Here is a 15902-nt window from a genome sequence, read left to right on the forward strand (position 1 = left end):
AACGGCCCTTATTTGTTTAGATGCTACACGCCACGCTGTTCGCTTACTGCAATACGGAAATATCCGCCACTTTCAGGAACAGATTACGCAGTTGATTGAGCAGCGTCAGACGGTTCAGGCGTACGCTTTCGTCTTCCGAGTTAACCATCACCTTATCGAAGAAGTTATCAACCGGTTCACGCAGTTCGGCCAGCTCCGCCAACGCTTCCTGATAACGTCCTTCAGCGAACCAGGGTGCCAGCTTGCTTTCCAACGCGATAACGTAAGTAGCCAACTGAACTTCCTCTTTCTCTTTGAGCAGAGCAGCATCAACGTTGGCGTTCAGCGTATCGGTGGCTTTCGCCAGAATGTTAGACACGCGCTTGTTGGCCGCCGCCAGCGCGGTGGCAGCCTCCAACGAACGGAAATGGCTCACCGCTTTCACACGGGCGTCGAAATCGGCCGGGCGGGTCGGGCGACGGGCCAGTACCGCCTGAATGGTGTCTACGCTATGACCTTCTTCCTGATACCAGGCGCGGAAACGGCCCAGCATGAATTCGATCACGTCATCAACCACGTTAGCGTTGGTCAGCTTGTCGCCATACAGGCGTACCGCTTCTTCCGTCAGCGTTTGCAGATCGAGCGGCAGCTGTTTCTCAACGATAATACGCAGCACACCCAGTGCAGCACGGCGCAGCGCGAACGGGTCTTTATCCCCTTTCGGGTGTTGACCGATACCGAAAATCCCCGCCAGCGTGTCCATCTTGTCAGCGATCGCCAATGCGCAGGCAACGCCAGATGCAGGCAGTGCATCCCCGGCAAAACGCGGCTGGTACTGTTCGTTCAGGGCGACGGCAACGTCTTCGGCTTCACCGTCGTGACGCGCGTAGTGCATCCCCATGACGCCCTGGGTGTCGGTAAATTCGAACACCATGTTGGTCATCAGGTCGCACTTGGAGAGCAAACCAGCACGTTTCGCGTGAGCGACGTCGGCACCGATTTTCTCCGCCACCCAGCCCGCCAAGGCCTGAATGCGATCGGTCTTGTCGCGCAGCGTACCCAACTGCTGTTGGAACAGCACGGTTTGCAGACGCGGCAGATGATCTTCCAGACGTTTTTTACGGTCGGTGTTAAAGAAGAATTCGGCATCCGCCAGACGTGGGCGTACCACTTTCTCGTTACCTGAAATAATCTGCTGTGGATCTTTGGATTCAATGTTGGCAACAAAGATGAAATTCGGCAGCAGCTTTCCGGCGTTGTCATACACCGGGAAATACTTCTGGTCGCCCTTCATGGTGTAAACCAGCGCTTCGGCAGGCACCGCCAGGAATTTCTCTTCAAAGCGCGCGGTCAGCACCACCGGCCATTCCACCAGTGAGGCCACTTCTTCCAGCAGGCTTTCGCTCAGATCGGCATTCCCCCCAATCTGACGCGCAGCCGCTTGCGCATCGGCTTTGATCAACGCCTTACGCGCTTCATAATCGGCGATAACCTTGCCGCGCTCCAGCAGGATGCTCGGGTATTGGTCAGCGTTATCGATGGTGAATTCGGGCTCACCCATAAAGCGATGGCCGCGCACGGTGCGAGCAGATTCAATGCCCAGCACCTGACCGGGGATCAGTTCATCACCCAGCAGCATCGTTACCGTATGCACCGGACGCACAAACTGGGTCTCTTTATCGCCCCAGTGCATCAGTTTCGGGATTGGCAGTTTCGCCAGCGCGTTTGCGACCATGTCCGCCAGCAGCCCCTGCGCGCTGCCGCCTTTTACCAGCGCGCGATACAGTAGCCACTCGCCTTTGTCGGTCGTCAAACGTTCTGCCTGATCGACAGTGATGCCGCAGCCGCGCGCCCAGCCTTCAGCTGCTTTGGTCGGTTTGCCCTCAGCGTCATACGCCTGAGCAATCGCGGGACCACGTTTTTCGACTTCACGATCCGGTTGTGCAGCGCTCAGTTGTGCCACTTTCAACGCCAAACGACGCGGTGCGGCAAACCAGCTCACGTCACCGTGTGTCAGTCCGGCATTATCCAGTTCAGTGGTGAAGTTGGCGGCAAAGGACTCCGCCAGAGAACGCAGCGCCTTTGGCGGCAGCTCTTCCGTGCCGATTTCCACCAGAAAAGTCTTGTCAGTCATCGCTGTTAGCTCTCTTTCTTGTTACACATCGGGAAGCCCAGCGCTTCACGGGAAGCGTAGTAGGCTTCGGCCACCGCTTTGGTCAGCGTGCGAATGCGCAGGATATAGCGCTGACGTTCGGTAACGGAAATGGCTTTACGCGCGTCCAGCAGGTTAAAGCTGTGCGCGGCTTTCAGAATGCGTTCGTAGGCAGGCAGCGGCAGCGGTTTTTCCAGCGCCAGCAGCTGTTGCGCTTCTTTCTCGTACTGCTCAAAGCAGGTAAACAGGAAATCGACGTCGGCGTATTCGAAGTTATAGGTGGACTGTTCCACCTCATTTTGGTGGAACACGTCACCGTAGGTGGTTTTACCCAGCGGGCCATCGCTCCACACCAGGTCATAGACGCTGTCTACGCCCTGGATATACATTGCCAGACGTTCCAGACCGTAGGTGATCTCGCCAGTAACCGGCTTGCACTCAAGACCGCCCACTTGCTGGAAGTAGGTAAACTGCGTGACTTCCATACCGTTCAACCACACTTCCCAACCCAGCCCCCAGGCACCCAGCGTCGGGTTCTCCCAGTTATCTTCCACGAAACGAATATCGTGGATGGTCGGGTCCAGCCCCAGCGCTTTCAGCGAACCGAGATACAGTTCTTGAATGTTGTCGGGTGACGGCTTGATGATGACCTGAAACTGATAATAGTGTTGCAGGCGGTTCGGGTTTTCCCCGTAACGACCGTCGGTAGGACGACGCGACGGCTGGACATAGGCAGCGGCAATAGGCTCTGGCCCCAGCGCGCGTAGACAGGTCATCGGATGAGAGGTGCCAGCGCCGACTTCCATATCCAAAGGTTGGATAATGGTGCAGCCTTGGCGAGCCCAGTAATCCTGCAACGTCAGGATCAGGCCCTGAAAGGTCTTGGTATCAAACTTTTGCATGTCAGATTCACGCGATACATGTGGATTTATATGGAATGCGCCAGTATACCCTCTGAGTGCAAGATATACAGCCAGAATGCTGCAACAACTTCACTTCAGCGGTACTTTATTGATGTTGAGGTCAGTTTCACACGGCGCGGCCCGTGGCTGGCCGCGCCCAGCGGATCACGCGCTGAACACCGTTTGCAGCATTTTCAGGCTCAGCACCAGCAGCAGTGCAGCAAAGATTTTTTTCAGGGTAGCCACCGGCAAACGATGCGCCAACCGCGCACCAAACGGTGCGGTAAAGAAGCTCACCGCCGAGATCAGCAGCACGGCAGGCACTGAAACATAGCCCAACGTATAGGCAGGCATCCCCGCCGTGGACCAACCGTTAATCATATAGCCCAGCGCCCCCGCCAACGCGATAGGCAGCCCTACCGCCGCCGATGTGCCGATCGCCTGCTGAATGCGTACATTACACCAGGTCAAAAACGGTACGGTGAGCGAGCCCCCGCCAATCGCCACCAGCGCAGAAATACCGCCGATGATCAGACCCGCCAACGATACCCCCGCTACACCCGGCAGTTGGCGCTGCGCTTTGGGCTTGATGTTAAGCACCATCTGCACGGCAACATAGGCCATAAAGCAGGAAAAGAAGATCGCCAGCGCCCGCGTAGGCAGCAGTGTAGCCAACCAGGTGGCGGCAAAGGTGCCGATAAGAATTGCAGGCGTAATACGCAGCACCACGGGCCACAGCACCGCCTGATGCTGATGATGGGTGCGCAAGCTGGAGATCGCGGTAATGACAATCGCCGCCATCGAGGTGCCCAGCGCCAAATGCACCAGATGCTCGCCTTGCACCCCCTGAGCCGCAAACAGTGCCGTTAAAATCGGCACCATGATACCGCCGCCGCCAATCCCCAGCAGCCCCGCCACAAACCTGACAATGCCGCCCAACGCCAGATAAGCAGCGATCCACTCAATAGCCATGTGCTTCCCCTTCCCCGCTTGCAATGTGTAATAGTGTATAACCTGTGCAGTGCCTTTCACGCGCCGATCTTATTGATTTCTTGTGAGCACGCACACAAATGACTGTTTGCATATACAGTTAAATTTTGCCATGATCGTGATTGAATCATACCTATACCCTAAATAATTCGAGTTGCAGTAAGGCGGCAAGCGCTGGCCCGCAGGGTGAATCTCAGGGATGAGATTCATTTATCCCGATGAGCATACTCAGGTAAGTGATTCGGGTGAGTGAGCGTAGCCAACGCATCTGCAACTTGAAGTATGACGGGTATATCTTTAGCAACATCATGATGAAATGACAACTTGATGAAACTGCAATAGCCTCTGCTTATTACAGAGGCGCCACACGCCACAGGAACGCGACCATGAACCGATGCGCATGGGTCACCCAAGACCCGCTTTACCTCGATTATCACGATACGGAATGGGGCAAACCGTGCAAAGAGAGCGTCAAACTGTTCGAACTGCTGTGCCTTGAAGGACAGCAGGCCGGTTTGTCATGGATAACGGTATTGAAAAAGCGGGAAAACTACCGGGCGAGCTTCCATCAGTTTGACCCGAAACGGGTGGCAAACATGACGCAGGAAGACGTCGAGCGTTTGCTACAAGACAGTGGCATTATCCGTCATCGCGGCAAAATTGAAGCCATCATCACCAACGCACGCATCTGGTGTGACATGGAAGCGCAGGGCGAGTCTTTTTCCGATTTCATCTGGTCTTTCGTTAACCATGCGCCGTTGGTCAACAGCCCCACCACGCTGTCCGATGTGCCTGCTAAAACCGCCGTGTCTGACGCCATGTCAAAAGCACTGAAAAAACGCGGCTTCAAGTTTATCGGCTCCACCATCTGCTATGCCTTTATGCAAGCCGCCGGTCTGGTCAACGATCACACGACCGACTGCTTCTGCTATCAAGAGGCCACGCGTGATTAGGGACTACCGGCCCGAGGATCTTGCCCTCCTCCTCCCCCTGTGGCTAGAAAGCACGACCCGATCGCACCCGTTTATCAACCCCACCTATTGGCAAGAAAGCGAACCGCTGGTGCGTGAGCAGTATCTGCCGAACGCGCAGACTTGGGTTTATGAGGTTGGAGGCGCGATCGTCGGTTTCATCAGCGTGATGGAACAGCGTTTTGTCGGCGCACTGTTTGTCCATCATCGCTGGCATGGCAAAGGCGTCGGCGTCGCGCTGATGACCCATGTGCAGCAGCACTTCCCTGTGTTGAGTCTGGAAGTGTATGAACAAAACCTGCGCGCCTGCGCCTTTTACCAGAAACTGGGTTTCTCTGCGGTAAAACGCACGTTCCCCGCGGAAACCAACGCCCCCGCGCAGATTATGCAATGGGAAAAAACGGCCTGACGATGTCAGGCTAACCTGTGTACCGCCCCCTCAATATCCTGCCCTGCCTGCCAATAGGTTGTCGTACCCACGCGCTGTTCCACGCGTAATTAGTGATAACGATCGCGTTTCATCAACCCTGTGGTTGAATCACTCACCCTTTGAGTGGTTTATTATATGGAACTATTGTTCAATATAGTGAATAGAATGAAAGCAGATCGGATTAAGGGCGTTATTCCCCCCCTTCCCACGTTGACGGATGCTGAGGGGAACCTCGACAAGCAAGCAATGGGCAGCTTGCTCGATCGGGTGATTAACGCTGGCGTACACGGCGTGTTGGCACTGGGCACCTGCGGCGAATTTTATGCCCTGCGCCGGGAAACGCGTCAGGAAACCGCAGAATTTGTGGTTAACCATGTCAAGGGTCGCGTGCCGGTGATTCTCGGTATCGGCGGTACCTGCATCGATGATGTTCTGTATTTCGGGCAGCATGCAGCGCGCTGCGGCGCGGATGCCGTATTGGTCATCAACCCTTATTACGCCCCGCTCAGCGCAGAGAGCCTTTTTCACTTTTACCAAACCGTGGCGGAAAATCTCGCACTGCCGATCATGATTTATAACTTTCCGCAGCTGACGGGGCACTCGATTTCTGCCGATATGGTGCGACGTTTAGCGCAGCAATTTCCGTCGATCATCGGCATTAAAGACACCATTAACAATATCAGCCATATTCGGGAATTGATGAATCAGGTTAAACCTCATCGCCCGGACTTCCTGATTTTTGCCGGCTACGACGAATACCTGTTAGACACGCTGATATTAGGAGGCGATGGTGGCTTTCCGGCGAGTGCCAATTTCGCCCCTGACGTGACCGTTAAACTCTACGAGCATTTTTGCGCAGAAAACTATTCGACCGTATTTCAACAGCGACGTGACTTATCGCGACTGGCGCAACTTTTTTCCATTAATGCCCCCTTGCCTGACTTACTCAAACATCTGTTAGCCATGACGGGAATGTATACGCCTGACGGCAACGGCAATAAAACAAATAGGCTTTCACCGGAACACATTGCGGAATTAAAAGACCTTCTGCCATTACGTGAAGAAAAGGAATAAACCATGGGAAGTGAAAAGATCCAGGCCGCCATTATTGGTTCAGGAAATATTGGTACTGACTTGATGTTCAAAATAATGAAAAACAGCCAATACCTGAGTATGGGCGCGATGATCGGTATCGATCCAGCCTCAGACGGTTTGGCCCGCGCTGCGCGGCTGGGCGTGCCGGTTTCTGCCGAGGGTATCGATGGACTGCTGGCATTGCCCCATTTCCAAGACATTAAAATCGTTTTCGACGCCACTTCAGCCAAATCACATCTGGTACATAACGAGAAGCTGCAACCCTTCGGCATTAAGGTCATCGACCTGACACCGGCAGCCATCGGCCCGTACGTGGTCCCGTCCATTAATCTGGAACAAGAAAGTAATGCGGCCAACATCAACATGGTCACCTGCGGTGGGCAGGCAACCATTCCTATCGTCAATGCGGTGGCACAGGTCACGGACGTTTACTATGCCGAAATTGTTGCCAGTATCGCCAGCAAGTCTGCGGGCCCCGGCACCCGAGCCAATATTGACGAATTTACCGAAACCACGTCGGCTGCCATTGTTAACGTCGGCAAAGCGCGCGCCGGAAAAGCCATCATTATTCTCAACCCGGCGTCGGCACCCTTCATGATTTACACGCCGCCTATGATGCAGGCGCACGCGTGGTACGTGTCGCCACCCACTGCACCGAAGCAGATATTTCACGGCAACATATTGAATTCGCGCGCAACCTCGGTATGGACACCGTCGGTTTTCTGATGATGAGCCACATGATTACTCCGCAGGAACTGGCTGAGCAGGCGAAAAAAATGGAAAGCTATGGCGCGAATTGTATCTACGTCGTGGATTCCAGCGGCGCCATGCTGATGCAGGACATTCGCGATCGCTTCCGGGCGCTGAAAGCCATCCTGAACAGCGATACCCAAACGGGCATGCACGCGCACAACAACCTTTCTGTCAGTATCGCCAACTCACTGACCGCCATTGAAGAAGGCTGCGATCGGGTGGATACCAGCCTGGCAGGCATGGGCGCCGGTGCGGGCAATACGCCCACCGAAGTGTTTATCGGCTGCCTGGAAAAGCAGGGCTGGCAGCACGGTTGTCAGTTGGACACGTTGATCAACGGTGCTGACGATGTGGTACGCCCGCTGCAACACCGTCCGGTGCGCGTCGATCGCGAAACCTTATCGCTCGGACTCGCCGGGGTGTATTCCAGCTTTTTGCTGCACGCTGAACGTGCATCGCAAAAATACGGCATCAGCACCATGGATATATTAATGGAGCTCGGAAAAAGAAAAATGGTCGGCGGTCAGGAAGACATGATTGTCGATGTTGCATTGGATTTAAAAAACGCCAACACCAAGCAAGCACAATAATACTAATGATTATATGAGGTTTTAATTATGCGAAGCCAAAAAATATTAGGAAGCCTTGAGTAGGGTTTTAACCGTAGCGTATTTAAAAGCATCGGTTATTCTGATGAAGATCTGAAAAGACCTGTCATTGGTATCGCCAACTCCTGGAATGAATTGGTACCCGGCCATTTCAATCTGCGTCAGGTCGGTGAATCAGTGAAAAAAGGTATCCACATGGCGGGCGGCACCGCCGTGGAATTTGGCCTGATTGCCGCTTGTGACGGCACGGCACAGGGCCATAAGGGTATGCACTACATCCTGCCTTCACGGGATATGATCGCCAACGACATCGAGATCATGGTAGAAGCCCATCAGTTGGATGCCATCGTGATGCTCGGCTCTTGCGATAAAATTTTTCCCGCGATGCTGATGGCCGCAGCACGCCTGGATATTCCCGCCATCATTCTGCCCGGTGGCCCAATGCTGGGTGGCGAAGTGTTCGACGGACGCAAATCGGACCTGACGACCATGTCAGAATCGTTAGGCATGCTCAAAGCAGGCAAAATCACCGAAGACGTTTGCCATCGACTAGAAAACACTTGCGGCCCGACCTGCGGTTCCTGCTCATTCCTCGGCACGGCCAACACCATGTGCAGCCTGTCGGAAGCCATCGGCATGACATTACCCAATGGCGCACTGACGCCCGCGGTTTATTCCGAACGCCTGCGGCTGGGTGAAAGTACCGGTTTTGCCATTATGAACATGGTGAAAAACAGCATTACCGCTCGTGACATCATCACCATCGACGCGATTAAAAACGCCATCAGGGTATTGATGGCAATCGGTGGCTCCACCAATGCCGTCCTGCACCTCTCTGCATTGGCACATGAGCTTGATATCTCTGCTGAAACCATGATGGACCTGTATGAAGAACTGAGTGACAGCACGCCGCAAATCGTCAAGGTGAATCCGGCGGCGAAGTTCGATATGGAAGATTTCCACCGTGCAGGCGGCATACCACAAGTGATGCATGAAATCAGTGGATTGCTGGAAAAAGGCGCGCTGACCGTCACCGGGCAAACCGTGGGAGAAAACCTGGCGGCCATGAACCTGCTGTATCAGCCTAACCGTGACATCATCAAACCCCTGGAAACGCCCTTTGCCCCTCAGGGTGGGATCGCCATTCTCAAAGGCAACATCGCACCGAAAAGCGGGGTAACCAAACCGGCCGCCATTTTGCCAGAAATGCGTCATTTCACCGGAAAAGCCGTCTGTTTTGACAGCGAAGATGCTGCCGAGGAAGCCATTCTGGCCGGAGATATTAAACCCGGCGACGTGTTGGTGATTCGCTATGAGGGTCCCAAAGGCGGCCCCGGCATGCGTGAAATGTTCAAAGCAATGAAATACCTGTATGGCATGGGGCTGGCCAGTAACACCGCCATCATTACCGATGGTCGTTTCTCCGGCACCAATAATGGCTGCTTTGTTGGCCATATTTCGCCAGAAGCGGCGGAAGGCGGCCCCATTGCTGCACTGCGCGATGGCGACTTGATTACTATTGATATTCCTAACAAAACGATCCACGCCCATGTAACCGATGAAGAAATCGCTCAACGGTTACAACAATGGCAGGCGCCCAAACGTAAATTCACCAAGGGTATTTTGGGCATTTACTCACAATTAGCCAGCTCGGCACATGAGGGTGCCGTTTTGAAATAACCAGATTGTCATTATTGATGACATTACACCCGTAATAATTTGCGTGGCAGGAATATGGCCTCACTCCCCGTGAGGCCCAGGGAAGGAATGAATAACGCACGCCGTTTTAATTGTGACGGGAATACACGCTGTACCTACCAATTAATAATAATAGCAGGTCTATAGTATGGAAAATACTAATCCAGCAGTAACTTACAATCAGGTTGACGCAACAATACCCAATGCCAGATGGTGGCATATTATTCCTGCCACCATATTAGTCTATATCGTCGCATTTATGGATCGCACCAATATCGGGATCGCCATTGCCGGCGGTATGGATAAAGATCTCGGTATTACATCCTCAGTCGCCGGAGCCGCTGCGGGCATCTTCTTTTTCGGCTATCTCTTTTTGCAAATTCCTGGCGGCCACTTTGCAGAAAAGGCCAGCGCCAAGAAATTTATCGCCTGGACCATCGTGTTTTGGGGTGGACTGGCCATGTTATCGGGTTTTGTACAAAATACCTGGCAACTGATGACGGTACGCTTCTTCCTCGGCGTAGCGGAAGGCGGGGTTTATCCTGCCATTCTTGCATTGATTGGCCACTGGTTCCCCAATAAAGAGCGAGCCCGCGCCATTGCGTTTTTCCAGATGAACATGGCGATTGCCGTGATCATCACCAGCCCGATTTCCGGCTGGCTGATTCAGAACTATGACTGGCGCGTGATGTTTATTGTTGAAGGCCTGGTCTCCTTGGCACTGCTGTTTATCTGGCTGCCACTGGTCGCCGATCACCCCAAAGATGCCAAATGGCTTTCTGCGCAAGAACGGGAGTGGATTGAAACCGAACTGCGCAACGACGCGGAAGAAAATAAGCGCAATCAAGGCGCACTGTCTAAAGGCGGCTATAAAGACCTTTACCGTAGTTTGAACCTGTGGCGCATGGTGGCAATTTACTTCTTTATGTCAGCTGGTTTTTACGGTTTCTCACTGTGGATGCCCACGCTTATCAGCGAGCTCACCAAATCCACCATGACGGTCGTCGGTTTACTGACCGCCGTGCCCTTTATCTTTACCATCATCGGCCAGTATATTTTCGCCAGACTGTGCGACGCCACCATGAACCGGCGGCTCTTTACCGCACTGTCATTCTTTGGCATTGCAATCTCGCTGGCCCTTTCTGTGGTGCTGAAAGAAAACGTCTGGCTTTCCTATGGCATGCTGGTGTGCGGCGGCTTCTTCCTGAACGCGTGGGCGGGCCCGTACTGGTCAATGCCTACCCTGCTGTTCCCAACGGAAGCGTTAGGTGGCGCCCGCGGCACCATCAATGCCATCGGGAGTCTGGGTGGATTCTGTGGTCCCTACCTGGTGGGCCTGATTTCGCTGTATTTAGGCAGCAAAATGGGCGTATTAACGCTGGTTGTTTCGCTGATTATTGCCGCACTGCTGACATTATCGCTGCCAAAAGTGACAGCCAATAAATAATTAGTCTGGACAGAAAAAAGAGCGTTGCTGGCATCGCTCTTTTTTTATTGTTTACTCATAGAGCTTGCGGCTGATCTTTTGGCAAGCTTCACGTAACTGATGAATGATTTCCTCATGCCGTGTTTCAGGCATTTGAAAAGTGACGCTCGTAACGCTAACACCAGCAATAATATCGTGATGACCGTCGAATATTGGCATAGCAATACAAAATATGCCCAGATCACCTTCTTCACGATCGAAGGCATAGCCTGTTTTTCTGATCTCTTGCAGCTCTTTTTTCAGGGCAGTTTTGGTTGGAATGGTCATCGGGGTGAAGATTTCCAGGTTCTCTTCCGGTAACAAGCGATCCAGCTCTTCATCACTTAACTGAGAAATCAGTGCCTTACCCAACCCGGAGCTGTGTAGCGACAACTTTTTCCCTACCACGCTTTTTATGCTAATTAGTTGATTACTTTCTATTTTATCCAGATATATCGGGCTATCGCCATCGAGTACGCCCAAATGACATGTCAAATTCAGTTGGTTTACCAAGTCGGACAACAGGGTGTGAGCTACAGATTTAACATTAAAATTCTGAATGGCCGCACTGCCATATTCATACATTTTCAAACCCAGGTGATATTTGTTTTTTTCAAATTTCACCAGACGGTGCGTAACCAGCGATGACAACATCAGGGAGAGGCTGCTTTTCGGCAAGGATAATGCATTGTGTATTTCGGTAAAGGTTGCCACATTCCGTGTTGAAAGATAATCAAGCAGCAAAATCATTTTATCGATAGCCGGCACTTTTGTTTTTGCATTATTCATGTTTGCTCCTGGTTTACACCCTGTTTAACCCCGACACCAACATTATAACTGATTGATATTTAATATTACATTGTCTGTTCGTCAGATTTCATGCTGCAACAATTCTGCACCTATCCTAGGGGCTGTTGACAATTAACACAGCCAGACGAATGCAGCAGCGAGCGCAACGAATGATGCGAAGCGTTTTGAGAGTTTGTCGAAGCGTGTAGCTACGCGTCGAAATTGCTTGATACGGCAAAAGAAACGTTCGATCAAATTGCGTGAAGCGTAAAGATGTTTGTCCAGTGGGCGTTGCTCACGGCGATTCTCTTTGCTGGGGATGACAGCCTGAATGCCTACCGACTCCAGATATTGTAGAATCACATTCGTATCGTAGGCTTTGTCTGCAGCCAAGCTTGAAGGTTTCAATTCACCAAGTAAAGGCAATGCTTCTCTGGTGTCGCTCTTTTGACCACCAGTCAAACTAAAACGGGCAAGCATGCCCAGCCCATCAACCAGAGCGTGAATCTTGGTTGTCAATCCCCCGCGAGAACGACCAATCGACTGGTCACCGTTTTTTTGGGAGCGCCCGCTGCATGCTGATGAACCCGTACGATAGTGCTGTCGATGAAGATTTCCTCGAAATCGGCATCGCCCGCAAGTTCAGCAAAAACGGAATGCCATATTTCTGCCCGTGACCATCTGGCAAAGCGTTTGTACACACTGTTCCAGAGTCCGAAATCGGGTGGTAAATCTCTCCATGGGCTTCCAGTTCGGGCGATCCATAAAACCGCTTCGACAAAAAGCCGATTATCTGCTGCTGTTCGTCCCGGATCCGAATCCTTTCCCGGCAAAAACGGGCTAATCCGTTCGTATTGGTCATCACTGAGCATCAATCTTGGCATTCTGCTTTTCCAAAAAAGACAGAATGTAAACAGATTCTTTTACAAAAAAACAGGTTCTTGGCGATGATTGTCAACAGGCCCTAGCGTATTGCGTTAACAACAGCACCTCACTCGAATACACGAATGGTATCCTGTTACGTAGGATTTTTGTTCAAAGACACGGCCAATGGTATTATATTGGTATTAGATTCTTATCACCGATGCACTACCCGCGTTACTTATAACAACAATCAGAGTACAGCTTATGCCATCAAAATTAGAGAGTCATATCGCCGGGGCGTTATATGGGCAAATGCTAGGGGATGCGATGGGAATGCCATCGGAGCTGTGGCCGCGAGCACGCATCAAAGCGCATTTTGGGTGGATCGATCGCTTTCTGCCTGGCCCTGCGGATAACATCGCCGCCTGCTATTTCACGGCAGCGCAATACACCGATGACACCGCCATGGCGCTGGCACTTGCCGATGCGCTGATCGAATGTGAGGGTGACGTCGTGCCTGACGTTATTGGTAACCACATCCTCACCTGGGCGCTACAGTCTGATGCCTTTGAAAAAAATATTCTTGGCCCCAGTTCCAAAACGGCGCTTTTCGCCCTCAAGCAGGGTGCAAATATCAACTCGCTGGAAAATAACGGCATCACCAATGGCGCGGCGATGCGCGTTTCTCCGCTGGGGTGTCTGCTGCCACCCATGCCATTATCCGATTTCATTGATGCCGTAGCACTCGCTTCTAGCCCTACTCATAAATCAGATATTGCGGTGGCTGGCGCTACCGTTATCGCCTGGGCGATATCGCAAGGTATTGCAGAAAAAAGCTGGTCGGAGATTCAAGCGGCATTGCCCGCAGTGGCACAAGCCGCGCAGGAAAAACGCACAACCACCTACAGCCCGGCCTTATCCGCGCGCCTGCAGCTGGCATTGGAAACCGTGCGGAATGCACCCGACGACGACACCGCGTTAGAGCAAATTTATCAACTGATTGGCACCGGCACGGAGATCATCCAGTCAGTGCCCGCCGCTATTGCGATGGTGGAGTTGGCGCATACCGAGCCGAACCGCTGCGCCATTTTGTGCGCCAATCTGGGGGGTGATACCGATACCATCGGCGCCATGGCAACGGCTATCTGTGGTGCACTCCACGGTGTCGAAAGCATTGATTCGGATTTCAAACGGCAGTTGGATGAGGTCAATGCGCTGGACATTGACGCGTACAGTTCCGCGTTGGCTCGGCTGCGTCAGCGCCGCATGGCGGTTTAAACCGCAGAGCCTGTGATACAGGTATCCGTTCGATTGAGGCAGGTGTTAGTCCTCTGAATAGAAGACATACATATCGGCACGGCAGTAGTTGATACTGTAATCAAGCGGACGCTGATTGATATCAAACGCCAGCGATTTCACCACCAAAACCGGTAGCGTTGCTGGCGTATTCACACTCTGGATAAACTCATGCGACGGCGATTGTGCCGATACCCAGTTGCGCGTTCTGACAGGCGCAATGCCTTGGCTGCGGAAATACACATAAAGTGAAATATCGATCTGTTCGACATCGGCAATCAGGTGCAAGGGAACATAGTTCTCTTCAATGGAGACAGGCTCGCCGTCAATGTCACGCACACGTTTGAGAAGATAAACGTCACAACCTGCAGAAAGCTGTAAATGCTCCGCAATTTCCGCCCGGCAAGGTACCCGCGTTTTACTGATCCACAGCGTGCCCGGCGTTTTTCCGGTTGCCACCACCTGCTGGGAGAACCCCATTGCCGGTTTGAGGTGATACTCGAGCTGGTGATTAACGTAAGTGCCATAACCACGACCGCGCACCACAATCTCCTGCTCAGCCAGCAGTTCCAGCGCCTTGCGCACCGTGATACGGGAAATTCCCAGCGCCATAACAAAATCGCGCTCGCTGGGAAGAAAATCTCCGCGCTGAATCTCCCCGTTCAGCACCGCCAGTTGCACTACATCAGCGAATTTTACGTACAGCGGGAGTTTATCCGGCTCCGCCATGCGCGTTCGCAACCGCTCGACCAGCCAGGTATTTACGCCCATTACGCTCCGTCCATGTCGTATTGAGGGAGCGGAAATCATAACTTTTTTCAGCTCAGGCATCTTTTTTTTCTCAAATTCATTTAACTTTCGATGAACACTTGCAGTCTCCAGCCGCCTACGCGATGATGCGGTGAGGCCTTTTTTTCCTTTAACTTCCGGAGGTTGTGATGAAACCGAGTGTGATTTTGTACAAAAGTATCCCCGCCGATTTGTGCAAACGCCTGGAACAACATTTTACCGTCACCGAATTTGATGGGTTGCCCCCAGCGGGACACCCTGCTCTGGCGCAGGCTGAAGGTATCATCGGTTCCGGTGGCAAAGTCGATCGCGCCTTTCTGGCACAGACGCCGCGTCTGTGTGCGGTATCGACCATTTCCGTCGGCTACGACACCTTTGACGTTGAAGCATTGACAGAAAAAGCCATTCCGCTCATGCACACGCCAACGGTATTAACCGAAACCGTGGCGGACACCGTTTTCGCTTTGATCCTGTCGAGCGCCCGCCGTGTGGTCGAAGTGGCTGAACGCGTCAAAGCCGGCGATTGGAAAAGCGGCATCGGTAGCGACTGGTTCGGTATTGACGTACACCATAAAACAATCGGCATCCTTGGTATGGGCCGTATTGGTCTGGCCGTGGCGCAGCGTGCCCATTTCGGTTTCAGCATGGAAGTGTTGTACAACGCGCGACGCCATCATGCCGAAGCCGAAACGCGCTTTAACGCGCGCTACTGCGATTTGGATACCTTACTGGCTGAGTCGGATTTTCTCTGCGTTACCCTTCCGTTGACCGAAGAAACACGCCATCTGATCGGCCATGAACAACTGGCGAAAATGAAATCCAGCGCCATTTTGATCAACATCGGTCGCGGCGCGGTGGTGGATGAGGCTGCATTAGTCGAGGCCCTTAGCAACGGAACCATTCATGCTGCCGGTTTGGATGTGTTCGTTCAGGAACCGTTGCCGGTTGATTCCCCGTTGCTAAAGCTACCCAATGTCGTTGCGCTGCCGCATATCGGTTCTGCCACCCACGAAACGCGTTATGGCATGGCCGCCTGCGCCGTTGATAACCTCATCGCCGCACTCACAGGCGACGTTAAAGAAAACTGCGTCAACCCGCAGGTGCTTAAATAACGTATTGCG

The 15902-nt window shown here is 52.7% G+C and carries 13 protein-coding genes and 2 pseudogenes; 9 read left to right on the forward strand and 6 right to left on the reverse strand.

Going from position 1 to position 15902, the window contains the following annotated elements:
- Positions 1-43 precede the first annotated feature (43 nt).
- The 3 genes from glyS to K6K13_RS20565 all read right to left on the reverse strand — a co-directional run bounded on the left by glyS (position 44) and on the right by K6K13_RS20565 (position 4005).
- Positions 44-2113: a glycine--tRNA ligase subunit beta gene (gene glyS / locus K6K13_RS20555; RefSeq protein ID WP_222158619.1), complete on the reverse strand. Its 2070-nt coding sequence runs from the start codon at positions 2111-2113 to the stop codon at positions 44-46.
- Between the two features lie 5 nt (positions 2114-2118).
- Positions 2119-3033: a glycine--tRNA ligase subunit alpha gene (gene glyQ / locus K6K13_RS20560; RefSeq protein ID WP_222158620.1), complete on the reverse strand. Its 915-nt coding sequence runs from the start codon at positions 3031-3033 to the stop codon at positions 2119-2121.
- A 165-nt stretch (positions 3034-3198) separates the two neighbouring features.
- Positions 3199-4005 (reverse strand): sulfite exporter TauE/SafE family protein, encoded by an 807-nt coding sequence (locus tag K6K13_RS20565; RefSeq protein WP_222158621.1) that lies wholly within the window; start codon positions 4003-4005, stop codon positions 3199-3201.
- Positions 4006-4409: 404 nt separating this feature from the next.
- On the opposite strand from K6K13_RS20565, the gene K6K13_RS20570 reads away from it, so the two are divergent.
- The 7 genes and pseudogenes from K6K13_RS20570 to K6K13_RS20600 all read left to right on the forward strand — a co-directional run bounded on the left by K6K13_RS20570 (position 4410) and on the right by K6K13_RS20600 (position 11025).
- Entirely contained in the window at positions 4410-4976 is a 567-nt protein-coding gene (locus tag K6K13_RS20570; protein ID WP_222158622.1) for a DNA-3-methyladenine glycosylase I, read from the forward strand.
- Positions 4969-5403 carry an N-acetyltransferase gene (locus K6K13_RS20575; protein WP_222158623.1) on the forward strand — a complete coding sequence of 145 codons (435 nt, stop codon included), beginning with the start codon at positions 4969-4971 and terminating at the stop codon, positions 5401-5403. Before K6K13_RS20570 ends, K6K13_RS20575 begins: the two co-directional genes overlap by 8 nt.
- Before the next feature lie 186 nt (positions 5404-5589).
- On the forward strand, positions 5590-6498 hold the full coding sequence (locus K6K13_RS20580) for a dihydrodipicolinate synthase family protein (RefSeq protein ID WP_222158624.1): 909 nt from the start codon (positions 5590-5592) through the stop codon (positions 6496-6498).
- 3 nt (positions 6499-6501) lie between these two features.
- Positions 6502-7119, forward strand: a pseudogene (locus K6K13_RS23785) (acetaldehyde dehydrogenase (acetylating)); the annotation flags it as partial.
- Positions 7095-7862: pseudogene (dmpG, locus tag K6K13_RS23790) on the forward strand (4-hydroxy-2-oxovalerate aldolase); the annotation flags it as partial. The pseudogenes K6K13_RS23785 and dmpG, both read left to right, overlap by 25 nt.
- 126 nt (positions 7863-7988) lie before the next feature.
- Entirely contained in the window at positions 7989-9560 is a 1572-nt protein-coding gene (gene ilvD / locus K6K13_RS20595) for a dihydroxy-acid dehydratase (RefSeq protein WP_252120550.1), read from the forward strand.
- 166 nt (positions 9561-9726) lie between these two features.
- Positions 9727-11025, forward strand: coding sequence for an MFS transporter (locus K6K13_RS20600; RefSeq protein WP_222158627.1), 1299 nt, complete (start codon positions 9727-9729; stop codon positions 11023-11025).
- 51 nt (positions 11026-11076) lie between these two features.
- On the opposite strand, the gene K6K13_RS20605 is transcribed toward K6K13_RS20600, so the two are convergent.
- Complete coding sequence (locus K6K13_RS20605; RefSeq protein ID WP_222158628.1) at positions 11077-11832, reverse strand: IclR family transcriptional regulator; 756 nt, start codon at positions 11830-11832, stop codon at positions 11077-11079.
- A 132-nt stretch (positions 11833-11964) separates the two neighbouring features.
- Positions 11965-12716 (reverse strand): IS5 family transposase gene (locus tag K6K13_RS20610; protein WP_252120266.1). Its coding sequence is split into 2 segments (ribosomal slippage): positions 11965-12383 and positions 12383-12716, totalling 753 coding nucleotides; the frame shifts between segments, so codons are not numbered across the junction.
- Positions 12717-12960: 244 nt separating this feature from the next.
- Here K6K13_RS20610 and K6K13_RS20615 point away from each other — a divergent pair.
- Positions 12961-13974 carry an ADP-ribosylglycohydrolase family protein gene (locus tag K6K13_RS20615; protein ID WP_222158629.1) on the forward strand — a complete coding sequence of 338 codons (1014 nt, stop codon included), beginning with the start codon at positions 12961-12963 and terminating at the stop codon, positions 13972-13974.
- A gap of 45 nt (positions 13975-14019) precedes the next feature.
- Here K6K13_RS20615 and K6K13_RS20620 read toward each other — a convergent pair whose 3' ends face one another.
- Positions 14020-14763 (reverse strand): GntR family transcriptional regulator, encoded by a 744-nt coding sequence (locus tag K6K13_RS20620; RefSeq protein WP_222158630.1) that lies wholly within the window; start codon positions 14761-14763, stop codon positions 14020-14022.
- Positions 14764-14930: 167 nt separating this feature from the next.
- Here K6K13_RS20620 and ghrB point away from each other — a divergent pair, with 167 nt between their 5' ends.
- Positions 14931-15893 (forward strand): glyoxylate/hydroxypyruvate reductase GhrB, encoded by a 963-nt coding sequence (gene ghrB, locus K6K13_RS20625; RefSeq protein ID WP_222158631.1) that lies wholly within the window; start codon positions 14931-14933, stop codon positions 15891-15893.
- Positions 15894-15902 lie beyond the last annotated feature (9 nt).

The organism is Symbiopectobacterium purcellii, from assembly GCF_019797845.1.
GTDB classification, from domain to species: Bacteria; Pseudomonadota; Gammaproteobacteria; order Enterobacterales; family Enterobacteriaceae; genus Symbiopectobacterium; species Symbiopectobacterium purcellii.